Source organism: Cupriavidus ulmosensis, from assembly GCF_977008105.1.
This window is the reverse complement of the sequence record NZ_CDRMWP010000001.1, coordinates 2,799,571-2,818,364: the sequence shown is the minus strand read 5'-3', so window position 1 is coordinate 2,818,364 and position 18,794 is coordinate 2,799,571. Positions and strand designations below refer to the sequence as shown.

The window sequence follows — 18,794 nt, the reverse complement described above, 5'->3', positions numbered from 1 at the left end:
CTCAACTCGCACGTTCGCTCATGAAATCGTTGCTTTCCGCGCTATGCGCTTGTCTGTTGTTCTCCTCCACGGCCGTGATGGCGCAGGGGGAAAAGGAAAAGGCGTGGCCCACCCAGCCGATCCGCCTGGTGGTGCCGTTCCCGCCGGGCGGCGCGGCCGACGGCATCGCGCGCATGCTGGCGCCGGCGTTCCAGCGGGAGCTCGGCCAGTCGATCATCATCGACAACAAGCCGGGCGCCTCCGCCGCCATTGCCAGCATCAACGTGCTGCAGTCGGCGCCCGACGGCTACTCGGTGATGATGAGCGGTTTCGCGCCGCTGATCACCAACCGCTTCACGCAGAAGAAGCTGGCCTACGATCCGGATGCCTTCACCCGCATCGGCCTGCTGTCGGCCACGCCCAACGTGCTGGTGGCGAGCATGAGCGCGCCGTTCAGGACGCTGCCGCAGATGGTGAGCTACGCCAAGGCGCATCCGGGCGAAGTCACCTTCGGCTCCTACGGCATCGGCTCGCTGGCGCACCTGTCGGGCGAGATGCTCAAGGGCGCCGCCCACATCGACATGCTGCACGTGCCCTACAAGGGCGCCAACCAGGCCGTGCCGGCGCTGCTCGGCGGCGAGCTGATGACGTACTTCGACGCGGTCGGCCCCACGCTGTCGCTGATCCGGCAGGGCAAGCTGCGCGCGCTGGCGGTGACGAGCGCGAAGCGCCTGCCGGCGCTGCCCGACGTGCCCACCGTGGCGGAGCAGGGTTATCCGGGCTTCGAGTCGACCTCGTGGAACGGCATCGTGGCGCCGCCGCACACGCCGGCCTACATCGTCGCGAAGTTCAATGCCGCCATCAACAAGGTGATGAGCGAGCCCGAGGTCAGGAAGAAGCTGGCCGACATCGGCACCGAGGCGCTCACCGGCAGCGTGGCCGACTTCGATGCCCGCCTCAGGAAGGAGATTCCGCGCGTGCAGGCGCTGGTCAAGCGCGCCGGCATCGAGCCCGAGTAACCGAGCCCGAGTAACCGAGCCCGAATAACCGGGCCCGAATAACCGGGCCTGAGTAGTCGAGTCCGCGTAGTCCGGTCCGCGCAGTCCAGCCGGATTGACTCCGGCCAACGCCGCGGCCGCCGCGCCGGCCCTGCCTGCTCCGGTTCACCGCTTCCATCCCCGGCGGACAGCGCGCGCTGTCCGCCCTTCGTCGTCCGTTTTACTGTCGCCATGCAAACCACCACCCATCCGCTGCTGCCGGCCACGCCCGGCATGTCCTGCCATCTGACCAGCCACCGCTTCGGCCCTGCCGACGCGCCGAAGAAGATCTACATCCAGGCCGCGCTGCACGCCGACGAGATCCCCGGCATGCTCGTGGCCGTGGTGCTGATGGACCGGCTGCGGGAGCTGGAGGCGGCGGGCGCGCTGCGCGCGGCCGTGACGCTGGTGCCGGTGGCCAATCCCGCCGGCCTGGCGCAGACCGTGCTCGGCAGCCCGGTCGGCCGCTTCGACCTGGGCAGCGGGCAGAACTTCAACCGCGGCTTCCCGATGCTGTACGAGCCGATCGCGGCGGCGGTGGAGGGCAGCCTGGGCAGCGACGGCGCGCACAACGTGCAGGTGATCCGCCGCGCGATGGCCGACGCCCTGCGCGCCAGCGTGCCGGCCAATCCGATGGCCTCGCTGCAGCAGACCCTGATGCTGCTGGCGCACGATGCCGACGTGGTGCTGGACCTGCACTGCTCGCGCGAGTCGCCGATGCACATCTACACCGGCGAGGCAATCTGGGCGGAAGTGGAGCCGCTCGCCCGCTACCTCGGCGCGAAAGCCAGCCTGCTGGCGCTGGACGCCGGCGGCCAGTCCTTCGACGAAGCCTTCAGCTATACCTGGTACCAGCTGCAGCAGCGCTTCGGCGCGCGCTTCCCGATCCCGCACGGCAGCCTGGCCACCACGGTGGAGCACCGCGGCCAGCGCGACGTGTCGTGGCAACTGGCGGAGCAGGACGCCGCCGCCATCCTGAACTACCTGACGCATGCCGGCGCGATCGCGGGCACGGCGCCGCCGCTGCCGCCGCTGCCGCATCCGGCCACGCCGCTGGCCGGCAGCGAATACGTCGCCGCGCCGGTCAGCGGCATCGTGGTGTTCCGCGCCGAGCCGGGCGCGGCGGTGCAGGCGGGCCAGGTCCTGTTCGACATCGTCGACCCGGTCAGCGGCAGCCGCACGCCGGTCGCCGCGAACACGGCGGGCGTGTTCTTCATGGGCCGCGACATCCGCTTCGCGCGGCACGGCGATCCGCTGGCCCGCGTGGCCGGCAACGCGCCGGCCCGCTCCGGCTACCTGCTGAGCGCCTGATCCCTTCGTCCTTCTTCCTCACCATCACTTACCGTCCGATCCATCATGCCTTCTGATTCCCGCCGCGCCACGCTCGCGGCCCTCGCCGGCCTTGCCTCGCTGTGCCTTTGCGCATGCCTGCCGCTCACCGCGGCGGCGCAACCGGCCTGGCCGTCCTCCAAGCCGATCCGCCTGATCGTCGCTTATCCGGCGGGCGGCGTGACGGATGCCGTCGCGCGCCTGGTGAGCGACCGCCTCGGCGCGCAGCTCGGCACCTCCATCGTGGTCGACAACCGCGCCGGCGCGGCGGGCCTGATCGGCATGGACGCGGTGGCCAAGGCCGCGCCGGACGGCTACACCTTCGGCATCTCCACGGTCAGCACGCTGACCCTGACGCCGCACCTGAACAAGATGCCGTTCGACCCCGCCCGCGACATCGCGCCGGTGGTCAGCATCGCGTATTCGCCGGTGGTGATGATGGCCACGCCGATCATGCCGGCGCGCGATTTCCGCGCGGTGCTGGCCGATGCCCGCTCGCGCCCCGGCGCGATCCGCTGGTCCACCTCGGGCCAGGGCTCGCTGGGCCAGATCATGCTCGAGCAGATCAAGCTCGCGGCCCACGTGGACATCACGCACATTCCCTATCGCGGCTCGGGCCAGCAGTTCAACGACGCGATGGGCGGCCAGCTCGAAATGGTGTCGATCAATGCCAGCCAGACCCTGCTGCAGCAGATCCGCAGCGGCAAGCTGCGGCCGCTGGCCATCGGCGCCGCGGCGCGCATGGCGTCGCTGCCCGACGTGCCGACGCTCGCCGAACTCGGCTTCCCGCAGGCCAACCGGTCGTCCACGCTGGGCGCCTTCGCGCCGGCCCGCACGCCGGCGCCGGTGATCGAGCGGCTCAACGCCGAGATCAACAAGATCCTCGCGCAGCCGGACGTGCGCAAGCTGCTGCTCGAAATGGGCAACGTGCCGACTGGCGGCACGCCGGCCGCGTTCGCGCAGGGCATCGCCGCGGAATCGGCCGATAATGCGCGCATCATCAAGGCCGCCAACATCCGCCTCGAATAAACCAGCGGCCGCCGGCCGCGCCGCGCTTTCCCCCGCACCTTAGCCACGGGACACCATCATGAGTCTGTCATCCACCGCCGCATCCGCCATCGTCGAACTCGAGGGCATCGCCCTGTCGCGGGCCATCCACCGGCGCGAAGTATCCTGCCTGGAAGTCATGCAGGCCTTCCTGGCGCAGATCGAGCGCTTCAACCCCGGGGCCAACGCCCTGGTGTCGCTGCAGCCGCCGGAGCTGGTGCTGCAGCAGGCGCGCGAGGCCGATGCCGCGCTCGCGCGCGGCGAGGGCCACGGCTGGATGCACGGCTTTCCGCAGGCGCCCAAGGACCTCACGCCGGTCGCCGGCATGGTGACGACGCGCGGCTCGCCCATCCACCGCGAGCGCGTCACCACCGTGGACGGGCTGTCGGTGGAGCGCATGCGGCGCGCCGGCGCCATCTTCGTGGGGCGCAGCAACTCGCCGGAATTCGGCCTCGGCTCGCACACCTACAACCAGGTGTTCGGCGTGACGCGCAACGCCTTCGATCCGGCGCGCAGCGCCGGCGGCAGCAGCGGCGGCGCGGCGGTGGCGGTGGCGCTGCGCATGCTGCCGGTGGCCGACGGCAGTGACATGATGGGCTCGCTGCGCAACCCGGCGGGCTACAACAACATCTTCGGCTTTCGCCCCTCGTTCGGGCGCGTGCCCAACTGGCCCGCCGACGACGTGTTCTTCGCCCAGTTCAGCACCTGGGGGCCGATGGCGCGCAGCGTGGCCGACATCGCCATGCTGCTCTCGGTGCAGGCCGGCTGGGACGCGCGCGTGCCGCTCTCCAGCCGCGAGCCGGCCGGCGTCTTCGCCAGCCCGCTGGAGCGCGGCTTCAAGGGCGCGCGCGTCGGCTGGCTGGGCGACCTGGGCGGCTACCTGGCGATGGAGCCCGGCGTGCTGCCGCTGTGCGAGGCGGCGCTCGGGCATTTCCGCGAGCTCGGCTGCACGGTCGAGGCCGCCGCGCTCGACTTCCCGCCCGAGACGCTGTGGCGCGCGTGGAACACGCTGCGCAGCGCCTCGGTGGCCAGCAACTACGCCGGCCACTACGAGAACCCGGCCGAGCGCGCGCTGCTCAAGCCCGAGGCGATATGGGAGATCGAGCAGGGCCTGAAGCTGTCGGCGCGCGACGTGCAGCGCGCCTCGGTGGAGCGCTCGTCGTGGTACCAGGCGGTGCTGCGGCTGTTCGCGCGCTTCGACTACCTGGTGCTGCCCACCGCGCAGACGTTCCCGTTCGCCGCCGGGCTCGACTGGCCGCGCAGCGTGGGCGGGCGCGAGATGGACACCTACCACCGCTGGATGGAAGTGGTGGTGCCCGCCACGATGGCCGGGCTGCCGGCGCTCAACGTGCCGGCCGGCTTCAGCGCCGACGGGCTGCCGATGGGCCTGCAGATCATCGGCCCCGCGCAGGCCGACCGCGCCGTGCTGGAGCTGGGCCACGCCTACGACCTGGCCAGCGGCCTGGCGCGCCGGCGCAGCCCGCTGCTGGACGCGGCGCGAGGGAGTTGAGGCATGGCCATCGACGAGACCGACCAGCGCCTGCTGGCCATGCTGCGCGCCGACGCGCGCGCCAGCGTGGCCGTGCTGGCGCACCGCCTGGGCGTGTCGCGCGGCACGGTCAGCAACCGCATCGCGCGGCTGGAGAAAGACGGGATCATCGCCGGCTACACCGTGCAGCTGCGCCCGGACGTGGACCCGCACGACATCGCCGCGTGGATGTCGATCGCGGTGGAGGGCAACCGCACGCGCGAGGTCATCGCCATCCTGCTGGGCGAGCCCGGCGTGGCGTCGCTGCACGACACCAACGGCCGCTGGGACCTGCTGGCCGAGTTGCGCGCCTCCACGCTGACGGACCTGGCCGGCGTGCTCGAGCGCGTGCGGCTGATCGGCGGCATCCGCGACACCGAGACCAGCATTCACCTGCAGACCTACAAGACCTGCTGAGCGGACCGGCTGCGCGGACCGGCCGGGCGGAGATTGCGTGGAGTGTCAGCGCGGGCTGGCAAAGCGGCAGAAAGCCGCGTTTTTCTCGCGGAAAATGGGCTTCTGGCTGACAGGCGGCGCTGCAACAATGTCTGCTGTCCCATTCATCCAACGGAGCACAGACATGACGCGTTTTCTTTCCCCCACCGACGTTTCCCGCATCGTGGCGATCCGCGGCCTGCCGCAGGTGCTCGAGCAGATGGCCCGCTACATCGAGGAAGATTTCCTGCGCTGGAACGACTTCGACAAGAGCGCCCGCGTGGCCAGCCATTCGCCGCGCGGCGTGATCGAGCTGATGCCGATCGCCGACGCGGATCTGTACAGCTTCAAGTACGTCAACGGCCATCCGGCCAACACCGCCGACGGCCTGCCCACGGTGATGGCGTTCGGCACGCTGGCCGCGGTCGCCACCGGCGAGCCGCTGCTGCTGAGCGAGCTGACGCTGACCACCGCGCTGCGCACGGCCGCCACCTCGGTGGTCGCCGCGCGGCGCCTGGCGCGCAAGGATGCCGCCGTCATGGCGCTGATCGGCAACGGCGCGCAGAGCGAATTCCAGGCGCTGGCCTTCCACCACCTGCTGGGCATCCGCGAGCTGCGCGTCTACGACACCGACCCCGCCGCCACCAGCAAGCTGGTGCGCAACCTGCGGCCGGTGCGCGGGCTGGACGTGCAGGTCTGCGCCAGCACCGCTGACGCGGTGTGCGGTGCCGACATCGTCACCACCGTCACCGCCGACAAGGCCTACGCCACCATCATCACGCCCGACATGCTGGCGCCGGGCATGCACCTCAACGCCGTGGGCGGCGACTGCCCGGGCAAGACCGAGCTGCATCCCGAGGTGCTGCTGCGCGCCAGCGTGTTCGTCGAATACGAGCCGCAAAGCCGCATCGAGGGCGACACCCAGCAGATGCCGGCGGACTTCCCCGTGACCGAGCTGTGGAACGTGCTGGCCGGCCGCGTGCCGGGCCGCGCCGGCGAGGCGCAGATCACGGTGTTCGACTCGGTGGGCTTCGCGCTGGAGGACTTCTCCGCGCTGCGCTACCTGCGCGACAGCGCCGAGGCGCTCGGCCTCGGCGTGCCGCTGGCGCTGGTGCCGGCGCAGGACGATCCGAAGGACCTGTTCGGCGTGCTCACCGGCGCCGGCGAGCCTGTCGCCGGCATGGATGCGGATGCGCGCCTGCCGGAGCGCGCCGCGGCACTGGTGGCGTGAGGCCGGCGCCGCGCCGGCGCCAGAACGCGGACACGGCGCGCGGCGGCATCGCGCGCCGTGTCCTTTTTTTTCGTTTCCGGCGACGCGGCGGGCAGGTGGAGGCACGTGGCGGTGCACTGCAATGGCGATAACGCGGCGGAAGCTAAAGTCCCCCGGCATCCTGCCGTAACCAGTGTCATCGTCGTGTCACTGCTGGTCAACCTTCCTCCCATGCTGAACAAACTCTCCATCCGCTTCCGCCTGAACCTGGCCTTGTCCGTGCTGGCCATCCTGCTTACCGTCATCGGCGTCATCGGCGTGCTTGGCATGCGCACCGCCAGCGCCGACCTCCAGGAGATCTACTCGAACCAGCTTGCCTCGATGGGCTTCGTCGCCAAGGCGCAGCAGCACCTGACCGTGATCCGGGTCGGGCTGGACCGCGTCATGTTCCATCCCGACGCCCCCGACGTGGCCGCCACGGTAGACAAGTCGCTGGGCTACAAGACCCGCTCCGATGATGCCTGGAAGGCCTACCAGGCGCTGCCCAAGACGCCCGAGGAGCAGCAACTGGCGGTCAAGATCGACGGCATGCGCACGGCGTACTTCAAGGAGGGCATCGAGCCCCTGGTGGCGGCACTGCGCGCCCACGACACCGCGGCCGCCGACAAGATCGTCATGGATACGCTGCCGCCGCGCAGCGCCGCGCTGCTGGCGGCGATGGAAGAGCTCGAGCACAGCCAGAGCCAGCAGGCCGCGGCGCTGCACGAGGCGGCGTCGGTGCGCTCGCAGGAATTCCTCTGGCTGGTCTCGGTGGCCATCGGCGTCGGCATCCTTGCCGCGCTGGGCTGCGCCATCGGGCTGCATCGCGCCATCTCGGTGCCGCTCAACCGCATGCTCGGCAACTTCGCCGAAATCTCGCGCGGCAACCTGACCGATGCCATCGAGGTGACGAGCGAGAACGAAATGGGCGCGCTCACGCGCGGGCTGCAGGAGATGCAGCAGGGCCTGATCAACACCATCCACGCCGTGCGCAGCGGCAGCGAGGCGATCGCCACCGCCACGCACCAGATCGCGGCCGGCAACGTCGACCTGTCGCAGCGCACCGAGGAGCAGGCCAGCGCGCTGGAGCAGACCGCCGCCAGCATGGAAGAGCTGACCTCCATCGTCAAGCAGAACGCGGACAACGCGGTGCAGGCCAATTCGCTCGCCGTGCAGGCGTCGGACACCGCCGCGCGCGGCGGCGAGGCCGTCAAGCGCGTGGTCGACACGATGGGCGAGATCGACGTCGCCTCGAAGAAGATCGGCGAGATCACCAGCACCATCGAAGGCATCGCCTTCCAGACCAACATCCTGGCGCTGAACGCGGCGGTCGAGGCCGCGCGCGCGGGCGAGCAGGGCCGCGGCTTCGCGGTCGTCGCCGGCGAGGTCCGCAGCCTGGCCCAGCGCACCGCGACCGCCGCCAAGGAGATCGTGCAGCTGATCGCCGACACGGTGCAGCGCGTCGAAGCGGGCGCGCGCCATGCCGAGCATGCCGGCGCGACGATGGGCGAGGTGGTGCAGGCGGTGCGCCGGGTCACGGACACGATGGGCGAGATCGCCGCCGCCTCGCATGAGCAGAGCGCGGGCATCGACCAGGTCGGCCAGGCGGTGAACCAGATGGACCAGGTCACGCAGCAGAACGCCGCGCTGGTCGAGGAAGCGGCCTCCGCCGCGCAGGCGCTGGAGGATCAGGCGGCCACGCTCAAGACGTCGGTGGCCTCCTTCCGCCTGCCGGCGCACGGCGGGCGGCTGGCGCTGGCCTGACGGCCGCGCGGCCGCGCGGCCGCGCGCGCAGGCAAAGACAAAGGGCCGCGCAACGCGGCCCTTTGCCATTGTGCCGGGGCACGATTCAGGCGCGCTCGTCGCGCAGGTGATACCAGCGATACAGCATGGCCTGGCCAAGGCGGCGGAACGGCGTGGCCCAGTGGCCCGGCAGTGGCGAGTCGTAGATCGGCAGCTTGCATTCCGCGCCGCCCTTGCCGGCCACGCGCTCGGCCATGCGCCGCCCCGCATGCGCGGAGAACGCGACGCCGTTGCCGCCGTAGCCCAGCGCGTAGAAGACCGATTGCAGCGGGTCCGGTTGCACGATGCGCGGCATCATGTCGTGGCTGACGTCGACCCAGCCCCACCACGAGTAGTCGATGCGGATGCCGCGCAGCGCCGGGAACTTGCGCGCCAGGCCGTCGACCAGCAACTGGTAGTGCCGCGGATGTTCCGCGTCGGCGCCCGCGATCGCGCTGCGGCTGCCGATCTGCACGCGGCGGTCGGGCAGCAGCCGGTAGTAGAAGCGCAGCGTGCGCGTGTCGGTCAGGAACGTGGTCGAGCGGAAGTTGGTCGCGGCGATCTCCGCGTCGGTCAGCGGCCGCGTGACGATGGAGTTCGACAGCACCGGGAAATAGCGCCCGCGCAGCAGCGGCGAGAGTCCCGGCGCGGTGTAGGCGCCGGTGGCGATCGCCACGGCGCGCGCGCGCACCGTGCCGCCCGGCGTGCGCAGGTGATGGACGCCGTTGCGGGTTTCCCAGCCGGTCACGGGGCTGGACGGATGGACCTTCGCGCCGAGCGCGCGGGCGCGGCGCAGGTAGCCGTAGGCCAGCTTGAGCGGATGCACGCCGATGCCGTCGGGCTCGAGCATGGCGCCGCAGGCATCGCGGTCGTCGCAGAAGCGCTCGCGCAGCTCGGCCTGGGTCAGCATCCTGGTGTCGTAGCCGAACACCTCGCGCATCACGCGCGCCTCGTTGGCGAGGAAGGCCATCTTGCGCGGGCGGTGCGCCGTGTACAGGTGGCCGCCGTCCTGCGCATCGCAGTCGATCTGCGCCACCAGTTCCCTGAAGGTCTCGAAGCCGCCGCGGATCTCCGCGTCGAGCGCCTTGGCCGTGTCGACGCCCCAGCGCTCGATCCACTGCGAGCGGTAGAGCCGCCCGCTGGCGTTCTGGCCCTGCCCGCCATTGCGGCTGGTGCAGCCCCACGCCACCTGGTTGGCCTCCAGCACGGTGGCCTTGATGCCGTGCTCCTGGGCCAGGAACAGCGCCGTCGCCAGGCCGGTGAAGCCGGAGCCGATCACGACCACGTCGGCATCGGTGTCGGCGGCGACGGGACCGTCGTCGGGCGGCGCCTCGCCCGCGCTGTCCACCCAGTAGGTCGGGGCGTAGGCGCGGCCGCGGCCGGGGCCGCGCGACACCAGCGGGTCGTATTGCGGATCGTAGGGGCCGTGCACGGTGGCGGGCGCGGATTCGGGGAGGTAGATCGGGTTCGCGGACATGGTGCGTGCTTGCTCAAAGGGGTTGCGGCAGGGCCGGCAGCAGCGCGCGCTGCTTGCGGTAGGCGCACTTGACGTGGATCTTGCCGTCGCGGAACGTGAACAGGTCCACGCCGTCGGCCTCCATGCGCCGGCCTTCGCCGTCGGTGCCGGTGAAGGTCCATTCGGACACGCCGCGCTCGCCGCTCACCAGGTGGCGGCCGTTGCGCCATTGCGCGTCGGGGAAGGCGCGCCACGCCGACGCGAACGCCTCGCGCACCGCTGCCCGGCCGACGTGGCGCGTGCCGCAGGCGGCGTCGCCGGCGACGGTGTCGAAGATGCAGTCGTCGGTCATGAAGGACATCAGTGCGTCGATGTCGTGGCGGTTCCATGCATCGCTGAACGCTTGCAGCGTGGCGACGGTAACGGCGGGATGGGACATGGTTGCGGCTCGGTGAGTGAACATGCCGCTACGCTAAACCTCGGCCGCGCCGCCGGTTAGAGCCAGCGCGGGGTCTTTGCTCAGGCCAGCCGTGCCGGCGCCGCACTGCGCGAACAGGCGCGCGAGCGCGGCCTTCGGCAGGTCGCCGCGCAGGCCGATGGCGACCACCATGCCGTGCGCCGGCATATCGGCCGCATTGGCCGCATTGGCCGGATTGGCCACATCGGCCACATCGGCTACATCGGCCACATCGGCCGCGGCGTCCGCCGGCAGTCTGCGCAGCGTGCCGCGGCGCCCCGCGAACTGCAGCTCCGTGACGCCGTAGCGGTCCGTGCGCACCACGCCCTTGACGCGCAATACGCCGGGCGGCATGGCGTTGAGCCGCGCGTGCAGGTCGGCCGCGCGCAATACCGCGCCGGCGCTGTCGAGCAGCCAGGTGTCGAACAGCTCGCCGTGGCTGACGGGCTCGCCGCAGCCGCAGCCCGCGTGGTGGCGGTGCGGCAGGCCGCCGGCATGGCCGCCGCGCCAGGCCACGCCGGTCAGCGCGGCCAGCGGCAGGTCGCCGTGGCATGCGTCGAGAATCGGCACGTGGCCAGCCAACTGCCGCAGCCATTGCCGCAGGTCCTCGCGTTCGTGCTCCGGCAGGGTTTCGGCCTTGCTGAGCACGATCAGGTCCGCGGCCCGGAGCTGGCGCGCGATGGTCTCGCCGAGGCGCGCGTCGGCCGCCTGCGCGCGGACGGCGCCGGCGTCGGCCAGCGCCACCACGCCGTCGAGCGAGAGCATCGGGTCGGCCAGTCCGACCTGCGCGATGCGCCACGGGTCCGACACGCCGCTGGCCTCGATCACGATCCATTCGGGCGGCTGCGGCTGTGTCATCACGCGGATCAGCGCGTCGGTCAGGTCGTCGCCGATCTGGCAGCACACGCAGCCGTTGGCCAGGCTGATGGTGTCGGCGCCGCGCCGTCGCACCAGCGCGGCGTCGATGTTGACGGCGCCGAAGTCGTTGACCAGGACCGCGATGCGCAGGCCCTCGGCCTGGCCCAGGATGCGGTTGAGCAGCGTGGTCTTGCCGGCGCCGAGAAAGCCGCCGATGACGGTCAGCGGAATGCGTGCCCGCGCGAGCGGGAGCGGCGCCGCGCTCATTGCCGCGGCGCCTCGAACACGCGGCCGCCGACCACCGTGCCCCACACGCCGATGTCCTTCAGCGCGGCCGGCGCCACGGCGAGCGGATCGTCGTCCAGCACGCAGAAGTCCGCGCGCTTGCGCACCGCGATGGAGCCGATCTCGTGGTCCAGCCGCAGCGTGAAGGCGGCGCCGAGCGTGATGGCCGACAGCGCCTGCGCCACCGTGATGCGCTCCGCTTCGCCCAGCACCACGCCGGCGGCGGTGGTGCGGTTGACCGCGCACCACGCGGTGAACAGCGGCGCCAGCGGCGTGATCGGCGCGTCGGAGTGGATCGCGAACGGCACGCCGAGCCGCAGCGCGGTGCCGCAGGCGTCCATGCGGCGCGCGCGGTCCGGGCCCATCGTGAGCGCCAGGTGCGCGTCGCCCCAGTAGTAGATGTGATTGGCGAACAGGTTGACGCACATGCCCAGCCGCGCCATGCGCGCGAACTGCGCCTCGTCGGCCATCTGGCAATGCTGGAGCGTGTGGCGGTGGTCGGCGCGCGGATGGCGCGTCAGCGCCTGCTCCACGGCGTCCAGCGCCAGCTCGGTGGCCTCGTCGCCGTTGGTGTGGATATGGAGCTGGAAGCCCGCCGCGTGGAAGGTCTGCACGGCTTCGTGGACCGCGTCCGGCGGCAGCACCCAGATGCCGTTGGGCGCGCCGTTGAAATAGCCGGGCCAGCGCACGCGCGCGGTGAAGCCCTGGATCGAGCCGTCCACCACCAGCTTGACCATGCCGGCGTGCAGCCGCTCGTGGTTGGCGCGCATGGCCGCGCGCAGGCGCGCCGGGCCTTCGTCGCCGCGCATCGCGTCGGGCGGCCGGAACGCGGGGACCAGGCGCAGCGGGAAATCCTCCTGCGCGCACACGCGCGCCATGCTGCCCACGCTGTCGTCGGAAAGGTCGTTGACCAGATCGGTGGCGGTGGTCACGCCGGCCTGCACGGCGACCTGGGCGAACATGCGCAGCCCGGTCTCGGACATGCCGACGCGGCGGAACAGGTTGCCGATCAGGCGCGTCACCGGGAACATCGCGGCGAACTCCTGCAGCTCGCCGGTGGGCTCGCCGCCGGGAAACCGCGCGATGCCCTCGATGTCGGTGTCGCGGTCGATGCCGGCGCGCGCCAGCGTCGCGCTGTTGACGTTCATCAGGTGCATGCTCGCGTGCATGATGACGATCGGGCGCGTGGCCGAGACGCGGTCGAGATGGCGTACGCTCATGCGCGCCTCGCCGAAGAAGATCGGGTCGAAGCCCCACGCCAGCAGTGGCGCGTCGTCCGGCACGCCCCGGGCGTCCAGCTCCCGCGCGGCGGCGGCGAGCCGCGCGACCACGGCATCGAAGCCGGTCAGGCCCTGCCACAGCGTGCCGTCCGGGCCGCGGCGCGGGTAGAAGCCGACGTAGGGAAACTGCCAGAGGCCGCCTTCCATCGCGTGCGAGTGGCCTTCCACCAGGCCCGGCATCAGCACCTTGCCGGCGAAGCGGTCGTCGCGCGCGCACGGGCCCCAGGCCTGCGCGTCGGCGGCGCTGCCGACCGCGAGGATGCGGCCGTCGCGCACCGCGACGTGGGTGGCCTCGGGCTGGGCCGGGTTCATGGTGAGGATCTTCCTGGCGGCGAAAACGATGGTGGTCATGGTTGGCGGTGGTGGAATCGCGGGGGGAACGAAAGGAGGCCGGCGGCGCCGGCGGATCGTGCGGTCGTGCGGTCATGCGGTCATGCGGGCATGGCCAGCGGCGGCACCGGCGTGCCGTCCGTCACGGTGACGAGATGGCAGCGCACGAAATGCCCGTCCGCCACCGGCCGCAGCGGCGGGCATTCGCTGTGGCAGACCGGTTGCGCGACGGGGCAGCGGCCGGCGAAGCGGCAGCCGGGCGGCGGATGGAGCGGGCTGGGCGGATCGCCTTCCAGGCGGATGCGCTTGGCCGCGCGCGCGCGGCCGCCGCGCACGGTGGGCACCGCCGAGTTGAGCGCCACGCTGTACGGATGCAGCGGGCGGTCGAAGAACGCTTCGCGCGGCGCGCGCTCGACGATCTGGCCGAGGTACATCACGGCGATGTCGTCGCAGATGTACTCCACCACCGACATGTCGTGCGAGATGAACAGGAACGCGACGCCGGTGTCGCGCTGCAGGCGCCGCAGCAGGTTCAGCATCTGCGCGCGGATGGCGATGTCCAGCGCGGACACCGGCTCGTCGCAGACGATCAGGTCGGGCTCGCTGGCCAGCGCGCGCGCGATGTTGATGCGCTGGCGCTGGCCACCGGAAAACTGGTGCGGGAACAACTGCATCTGCTCGGGCCGCAGGCCCACGGCGTCGAACAGCTCGGCCACGCGCGCCGCGCGCGCGGCGGGCGCGCCGAGCTGCATCAGGTCCAGCGGCGCGCGCACGATGTCGCCGGCGCGCTGGCGCGGATTGAGCGACGAATACGGGTCCTGGAACACCATCTGCACGCGCCTGCGCGCCTGGCGCAGCGTGTCGCCAGACATCAGCGTGAGGTCGCGCCCGCCCAGTCGCACGGTGCCGCCGGTGGCCGGCGCCAGCCGCATCACGGCAAGCGCCGTGGTCGACTTGCCGGAGCCGGATTCGCCGACCAGCGCCAGCGTGCGCCCGCGCTCGATCGAGAACGAGACGCCGTCGACGGCGCGCACCACCTGCGGCGCGCCGAACCAGCCGCCGCGCCGCCTGAAATGCACCTTGAGGTCATCCACTTCGAGCAGTTTCATGCGGCGACTCCCTGGACCGGCGCCGGCATGGCCGCCGGCACGGTGCCGGCTTCCAGCGCCCAGCACGCGGCGCGATGATGGTCGGCCACCGGCAGCAGGTCCGGCGCCGCGCGCGCACACGGCTCGGCCGCGTGCGGGCAGCGCGCGCGGAACGCGCAGCCGGTGCCCAGCTCCCAGATCGACGGCACCATGCCGGGAATCTCCGGCAGCGGCGGGCGCGTGCGCCGCGCCTCGCCCTCGAGCTCGGGCAGGCAGGCGATCAGGCCCCGCGTATAGGGATGCGCGGGGCGCTCGAGCACGTCGCGCGTGCGGCCTTCCTCGACCACGCGGCCGCCGTACATGACGATCACGCGGTCGGCCATCTCGGACACCGCGCCCATGTCGTGCGTGATCAGCACCAGGGCGGTGCCCTCGCGCGCCTGCAGCTCGCGCAGCAGATCGAAGATCTGCGCCTGCACGGTGACGTCCAGCGCGGTGGTCGGCTCGTCGGCGATCAGCACGGCGGGCCGGCACGCCAGCGCCACGGCGATCATCACGCGCTGCTTCATGCCGCCGGACATCTGGTGCGGGTATTCGTCGATGCGCGCCTCGGGCGCGGGGATGCCCACCGCGCGCAGCAGCTCGATGCTGCGCGCGCGGGCCTCGGCCCTGGACATCGCCAGGTGCAGCCGCAGCGATTCGCCGAGCTGGCGCCCGACCGTCATGACCGGGTTGAGCGAGGTCATCGGCTCCTGGAAGATCATGGCGATGCGGTTGCCGCGGATGCGGCGCATGGCGGGCTCGGACAACTGCAGCAGGTCCTCGCCGTCGAGGCGCACGCTGCCGGCGGTGATGCGGCCCGGCGGCGCGGGGAACAGGCGCATGATGGCGAGCGAGGTCATGCTCTTGCCGCAGCCCGATTCGCCGACGATGCACAGCGTCTCGCCGGCGTGGACCTGGAAGCTCACGCCGTTGAGCACGCTGGCCGCGCCGCGCGAGGTGCGGAACTCCAGCCGCAGGCCCGCCACGTCCAGCAGGGGAGGGGAAGAGGTCGACATCAGCGTTCTCTCAGCTTGGGGTTGAGGGCATCGTTCAGGCCGTCGCCGATCAGGCTGATCGACAGCACGCTGGCGAAGATGGCCAGGCCCGGGAACACCACGGCCCACCAGCAGGTCAGCAGGTAGGGGCGCGCCGAGCCGATCATGAGGCCCCAGCTCATGCGGTTGGGGTCGCCCAGGCCGAGGAAGGACAGGCCGGCCTCGAACAGGATCGCCGAGCCGATCGCCATCGTGCCCGACACCACCAGCGGCGGCAGCGCGTTGGGCAGGATCACGCGCCAGATGATGCGGGCATTGCCGGCGCCGATGGCGCGCTCGGCGCGCACGAAGTCGAGGTCGCGCAGGCGCATGAACTCGGCGCGCGTGAGCCGCGCGGTGGCGGTCCAGCTGGTGATGCCGATGGCCAGCGAGATGGTCGTGAGCGAAGGCGAGAACAGCGTCACCAGCACCATCGCGAACAGCAGCGCCGGCAGGACCTGGAAGAACTCCATCACGCGCGTCAGCGCCTCGTCGACGCCGCCGCCGTAGTAGCCGGCCAGCGCGCCGGCCGTCAGGCCGATCAGCGCGGACAGCACCGCGGCCACCACGCCCACGGCCAGGCTGGCGCGGCCGCCGTAGACCAGCCCGGCCAGCACGTCGCGCCCGAGCTGGTCGGTACCGAGCCAGGCGTCGGGGTCGCCCGGCGCGGTCTGCGGCGCGGCCACGATGGCGAACGGGTCGGCGTCGTAGACCATCGGGCCGAACAGCGCGACCGCGACGATGCAGGCCAGCAGCAGCGTGCCGGCCAGCGCGGCGCGGCTGCGCAGGAACATGCGCCAGGCGTCGCGCGCGGGATGGGGAACGGCGGCGGGCGCGGTAACCGGGGCTGCCGCCGGCGCCGTGGAAACGGGGCTGCTCATGCGCGGATCCTCGGATCGATGAGGCGGTAGAGGGCATCGGTGAGCTGGTTCATCAGCACCACGACGATGGCGGAGAACAGCAGCACGCCGAGCACGGTGGGATAGTCGCGCCGCAGGATCGAGTCGAACGCCAGCCGGCCCAGGCCGGGCCAGTTGAAGACGGTCTCGACCAGGATGGCGCCGGCCACCACGTTGCCGAACTGCAGGCCGAGCACGGTCACGACCGGCAGCAGCGCGTTGCGCAGCGCGTGGCGGTACAGCACGTGGTGCTCGGACAGGCCCTTGGCGCGCGCGGTGCGGATGTAGTCCGAGCCCAGCACCTCGAGCATGCTGGCGCGCGACAGGCGGCTGTACTGCGCCAGGTAGACCAGGCTCAGCGTGAAGGTCGGCAGCACCATGTGCCAGGCCACGTCGAGCACCGCCGCGAGGCCCTGGCCGTCGGACGTCATCGAGTGCATGTCGGAGACCGGCAGGATCGGCCAGACCGAGGCGAACAGGATCACCAGCATCATGCCGCTCCAGAACACCGGCGCGGCGTGGCCCGTCATCGACAGCACGGTGATGGCCTGCGAGAGCGGGCCATGCGGCTTGCGCGACGCCAGCACGCCGAGCGCGGTGCCCAGCACGAAGGCCACCGCCACCGACGCGAGCACCAGCAGCAGCGTGGCCGGCACGCGCTCGGCGATCAGCCCGCTGACCGGCAGGTTGAAGAAATACGAATAGCCGAGATCGCCGTGGAGCACGTGCTTGACGTAGGTCGCCAGCTGCACCGGCAGCGGCTGGTCCAGCCCGTACTGGCTGCGCAGTTGCGCGCGCAGCTCGTCGGTGATGCCGCCCATCGACCCGGCGATGGTTTCCACCGGGTCGCCGGGCGCCAGCCGGATCAGCAGGAAGTTGAGCACCACCACCGCCAGCGTCAGCAGCGCCGCGTGGCAGGCCTTTCTCAGCAGCGCGAGCAGATTGTCCATCGGTCGTCCCTACTTGAAGTAGACCTCGTCGAGCGGCGACGCCGGGCCCCAGATGGTGGTGGGCAGGTTGCCCAGCTTCTTGCTGGCCACGGTGTGGTACGGCGTGGTGTTGATGTAGAAGATCGGCAGGTCGTCGGTGACGATCTTCTGGAACGTCGCGTAGTAGGCGCGCCGCTTGGTGGCGTCGAGCGTGCCGGCCGCGGTGTTGAGCAGCTCGTCCACCTTCGGGTTGCGGTACGACTGCGTGTTGGTCCAGACCACCGGCTTGATGTTGGTGGACATGTAGGTGCGGGCCACGCCGATCACCGGGTCGCCCCAGTTGAAGACGTTGTCCATCGTCATGTCGAAATCATGCGCCGAGATGCGCTTGGCCCAGGAAGCGAAATCGGCCGAGGCGCGCACCTGCACCGTGACGCCGATCTTCTTCATCTGCGTGCGGATGTACTCGGCCACGTTCTTCTGCTGCTCGTCGGTGCCGGGCAGGTAGTCGATCGTCAGCGTCATGCGCTCGCCGCCGGCGTTGCGCTTGTAGCCGGCTTCGTCGAGCCATTGCTCGGCCTGCTTGAGGTCGTACGGATAGCGGTGCAGGTCGGTGGTGGCGAACGGGCTGCTGCTCACGATGGGGCCGTCGGCGACCTGGGAGAAGCCGCTGTGCAGCGCCTTGACGATGAAGTTGCGGTCGATCGCGCTGGCGATGGCGTGGCGCACGCGCACGTCGGACAGCGGCTTGCGATCGAGGTTGAAGGCCAGCCAGTTCAGCGCGCCCACGCCTTCGTAGCCCTTGCGCGTGAGCGTCAGGTTGGGGTTGTTCTGCAGGCGCTTGAGGTCGGTCGAGACGGACTCGTAGGGCAGCAGCTGGATGTCGCCGCGCTCCATGCCGAGCGCCAGGCTCTGCGCGTCCGAGTTGACCGTGATGACGATCTTGTCCAGGTACGGCTTGCCGGGCAGGAAGAACTTGTCGAAGCGCGTGAGCACGATGCGCTGGCCCGGCACGAACTCGGCGAAGCGGAACGGGCCCGAGCCCACCACGCCGGCGGAGTTGGCCGGGTGCGTGGTGATCTCGCGGCCGTCGCCGTAGATGTGCTTCGGCAGGATCGGGCACAGCGCCGGCGACATCGCCAGCAGGATCGCCGGGTGCGGCTGGCTCATGCGGATGACGGCGGTGTAGGCGTCGGGCGTGTCGACCTTCTCCACGGGCGCCAGCATGCTCTGGAACGGATGCTTGGCCTTGATCGTCATGATGGAGAACGCCACGTCCTCCGAGGTGATGGGCTTGCCGTCGTGGAACACGGCGTTGTGGCGCAGGTTGAGCGTGAGCGACTTGCCGTCCTCGGCGAGCTTCCAGGACTCGGCCAGGTACGGTTGCGGATTCCATTTGTCGTCGAAGCGCAGCGGGCTGGCGAACAGCTGCGTCGAGGGCACGGCGGTGGCGATGCCGGACTGCACGGCGCCGTTCAGGTGGCGCGGCGACTGCGTGGTGCCGATCACCAGCGTGCCGCCGGGCTTGGGCGTGTCCGCGGCGACGGCCTGGCACACGGCCACGGCGGATAGCGCGCAAGCCATCAGCGCGTGGCGCAACCTGGGTAGGAAGGGGGCAAATCCGGTCATGTCGCTTTTTCTCCGTTGGATAGGTGGCAGGGTTCACGATAAGAGAGGCGATTGCCTCCGACGTAGAGCCAACGCGGAGGATCGATGGCTCCAGCACCGGCGCGCGCCGCGTGCACCGGAT

16 protein-coding genes are annotated in these 18,794 nt (G+C 71.2%); 7 read left to right on the top strand and 9 right to left on the bottom strand.

What is annotated here, in order from left to right; translation table 11 throughout:
• The first annotated feature begins 56 nt into the window (after window positions 1-56).
• The 7 genes from ACWTPI_RS12835 to ACWTPI_RS12805 all read left to right on the top strand — a co-directional run bounded on the left by ACWTPI_RS12835 (window position 57) and on the right by ACWTPI_RS12805 (window position 8,368).
• Window positions 57-998 (top strand): Bug family tripartite tricarboxylate transporter substrate binding protein, encoded by a 942-nt coding sequence (locus tag ACWTPI_RS12835; RefSeq protein WP_020202293.1) that lies wholly within the window; start codon window positions 57-59, stop codon window positions 996-998.
• Between the two features lie 210 nt (window positions 999-1,208).
• On the top strand, window positions 1,209-2,327 hold the full coding sequence (locus tag ACWTPI_RS12830) for a succinylglutamate desuccinylase/aspartoacylase family protein (protein ID WP_454731810.1): 1,119 nt from the start codon (window positions 1,209-1,211) through the stop codon (window positions 2,325-2,327).
• Between the two features lie 45 nt (window positions 2,328-2,372).
• Entirely contained in the window at window positions 2,373-3,374 is a 1,002-nt protein-coding gene (locus ACWTPI_RS12825; RefSeq protein ID WP_197090409.1) for a Bug family tripartite tricarboxylate transporter substrate binding protein, read from the top strand.
• 58 nt (window positions 3,375-3,432) lie between these two features.
• The gene (locus ACWTPI_RS12820) at window positions 3,433-4,902 is read left to right on the top strand and encodes an amidase (protein ID WP_454731809.1); all 1,470 of its coding nucleotides are present in this window, start codon (window positions 3,433-3,435) and stop codon (window positions 4,900-4,902) included.
• A gap of 3 nt (window positions 4,903-4,905) precedes the next feature.
• Window positions 4,906-5,337, top strand: a complete 432-nt coding sequence (locus ACWTPI_RS12815; protein WP_020202298.1) for an Lrp/AsnC family transcriptional regulator — start codon at window positions 4,906-4,908, stop codon at window positions 5,335-5,337.
• A gap of 163 nt (window positions 5,338-5,500) precedes the next feature.
• Complete coding sequence (locus tag ACWTPI_RS12810; RefSeq protein WP_454731808.1) at window positions 5,501-6,586, top strand: ornithine cyclodeaminase; 1,086 nt, start codon at window positions 5,501-5,503, stop codon at window positions 6,584-6,586.
• Window positions 6,587-6,796: 210 nt separating this feature from the next.
• Window positions 6,797-8,368 (top strand): methyl-accepting chemotaxis protein, encoded by a 1,572-nt coding sequence (locus tag ACWTPI_RS12805; protein ID WP_454731807.1) that lies wholly within the window; start codon window positions 6,797-6,799, stop codon window positions 8,366-8,368.
• Between the two features lie 85 nt (window positions 8,369-8,453).
• Here ACWTPI_RS12805 and ACWTPI_RS12800 read toward each other — a convergent pair whose 3' ends face one another.
• The 9 genes from ACWTPI_RS12800 to ACWTPI_RS12760 form a co-directional block, all read right to left on the bottom strand.
• Window positions 8,454-9,863: an NAD(P)/FAD-dependent oxidoreductase gene (locus ACWTPI_RS12800; protein WP_454731806.1), complete on the bottom strand. Its 1,410-nt coding sequence runs from the start codon at window positions 9,861-9,863 to the stop codon at window positions 8,454-8,456.
• Window positions 9,864-9,876: 13 nt separating this feature from the next.
• Window positions 9,877-10,281, bottom strand: a complete 405-nt coding sequence (locus ACWTPI_RS12795; protein WP_020202302.1) for a nuclear transport factor 2 family protein — start codon at window positions 10,279-10,281, stop codon at window positions 9,877-9,879.
• Between the two features lie 33 nt (window positions 10,282-10,314).
• Complete coding sequence (locus ACWTPI_RS12790; RefSeq protein ID WP_454731805.1) at window positions 10,315-11,424, bottom strand: CobW family GTP-binding protein; 1,110 nt, start codon at window positions 11,422-11,424, stop codon at window positions 10,315-10,317.
• Entirely contained in the window at window positions 11,421-13,073 is a 1,653-nt protein-coding gene (locus ACWTPI_RS12785; RefSeq protein ID WP_454731804.1) for an amidohydrolase, read from the bottom strand. The genes ACWTPI_RS12790 and ACWTPI_RS12785 overlap by 4 nt, the downstream gene beginning before the upstream one ends.
• 80 nt (window positions 13,074-13,153) lie before the next feature.
• Window positions 13,154-14,161: an ABC transporter ATP-binding protein gene (locus ACWTPI_RS12780; RefSeq protein ID WP_454731803.1), complete on the bottom strand. Its 1,008-nt coding sequence runs from the start codon at window positions 14,159-14,161 to the stop codon at window positions 13,154-13,156.
• Window positions 14,158-15,198: an ABC transporter ATP-binding protein gene (locus ACWTPI_RS12775; protein ID WP_454731802.1), complete on the bottom strand. Its 1,041-nt coding sequence runs from the start codon at window positions 15,196-15,198 to the stop codon at window positions 14,158-14,160. Before ACWTPI_RS12775 ends, ACWTPI_RS12780 begins: the two co-directional genes overlap by 4 nt.
• Window positions 15,198-16,097 carry an ABC transporter permease gene (locus ACWTPI_RS12770; protein ID WP_454731801.1) on the bottom strand — a complete coding sequence of 300 codons (900 nt, stop codon included), beginning with the start codon at window positions 16,095-16,097 and terminating at the stop codon, window positions 15,198-15,200. Before ACWTPI_RS12770 ends, ACWTPI_RS12775 begins: the two co-directional genes overlap by 1 nt.
• Window positions 16,094-17,065, bottom strand: coding sequence for an ABC transporter permease (locus ACWTPI_RS12765; RefSeq protein ID WP_020202308.1), 972 nt, complete (start codon window positions 17,063-17,065; stop codon window positions 16,094-16,096). The genes ACWTPI_RS12770 and ACWTPI_RS12765 overlap by 4 nt, the downstream gene beginning before the upstream one ends.
• 9 nt (window positions 17,066-17,074) lie before the next feature.
• On the bottom strand, window positions 17,075-18,673 hold the full coding sequence (locus ACWTPI_RS12760) for an ABC transporter substrate-binding protein (protein ID WP_454731800.1): 1,599 nt from the start codon (window positions 18,671-18,673) through the stop codon (window positions 17,075-17,077).
• Between the last annotated feature and the right edge of the window lie 121 nt (window positions 18,674-18,794).

What these genes read in the sequence shown, in the direction of transcription:
- ACWTPI_RS12830 (WP_454731810.1), top strand. Translation starts at nt 1,209, where the DNA reads ATGCAAACCACCACCCATCCGCTGCTGCCGGCCACGCCCGGCATGTCC.
- ACWTPI_RS12825 (WP_197090409.1), top strand. Translation starts at nt 2,373, where the DNA reads ATGCCTTCTGATTCCCGCCGCGCCACGCTCGCGGCCCTCGCCGGCCTT.
- ACWTPI_RS12820 (WP_454731809.1), top strand. Translation starts at nt 3,433, where the DNA reads ATGAGTCTGTCATCCACCGCCGCATCCGCCATCGTCGAACTCGAGGGC.
- ACWTPI_RS12815 (WP_020202298.1), top strand. Translation starts at nt 4,906, where the DNA reads ATGGCCATCGACGAGACCGACCAGCGCCTGCTGGCCATGCTGCGCGCC.
- ACWTPI_RS12810 (WP_454731808.1), top strand. Translation starts at nt 5,501, where the DNA reads ATGACGCGTTTTCTTTCCCCCACCGACGTTTCCCGCATCGTGGCGATC.
- ACWTPI_RS12805 (WP_454731807.1), top strand. Translation starts at nt 6,797, where the DNA reads ATGCTGAACAAACTCTCCATCCGCTTCCGCCTGAACCTGGCCTTGTCC.
- ACWTPI_RS12800 (WP_454731806.1), bottom strand. Translation starts at nt 9,863, where the DNA reads ATGTCCGCGAACCCGATCTACCTCCCCGAATCCGCGCCCGCCACCGTG.
- ACWTPI_RS12795 (WP_020202302.1), bottom strand. Translation starts at nt 10,281, where the DNA reads ATGTCCCATCCCGCCGTTACCGTCGCCACGCTGCAAGCGTTCAGCGAT.
- ACWTPI_RS12790 (WP_454731805.1), bottom strand. Translation starts at nt 11,424, where the DNA reads ATGAGCGCGGCGCCGCTCCCGCTCGCGCGGGCACGCATTCCGCTGACC.
- ACWTPI_RS12785 (WP_454731804.1), bottom strand. Translation starts at nt 13,073, where the DNA reads ATGACCACCATCGTTTTCGCCGCCAGGAAGATCCTCACCATGAACCCG.
- ACWTPI_RS12780 (WP_454731803.1), bottom strand. Translation starts at nt 14,161, where the DNA reads ATGAAACTGCTCGAAGTGGATGACCTCAAGGTGCATTTCAGGCGGCGC.
- ACWTPI_RS12775 (WP_454731802.1), bottom strand. Translation starts at nt 15,198, where the DNA reads ATGTCGACCTCTTCCCCTCCCCTGCTGGACGTGGCGGGCCTGCGGCTG.
- ACWTPI_RS12770 (WP_454731801.1), bottom strand. Translation starts at nt 16,097, where the DNA reads ATGAGCAGCCCCGTTTCCACGGCGCCGGCGGCAGCCCCGGTTACCGCG.
- ACWTPI_RS12765 (WP_020202308.1), bottom strand. Translation starts at nt 17,065, where the DNA reads ATGGACAATCTGCTCGCGCTGCTGAGAAAGGCCTGCCACGCGGCGCTG.
- ACWTPI_RS12760 (WP_454731800.1), bottom strand. Translation starts at nt 18,673, where the DNA reads ATGACCGGATTTGCCCCCTTCCTACCCAGGTTGCGCCACGCGCTGATG.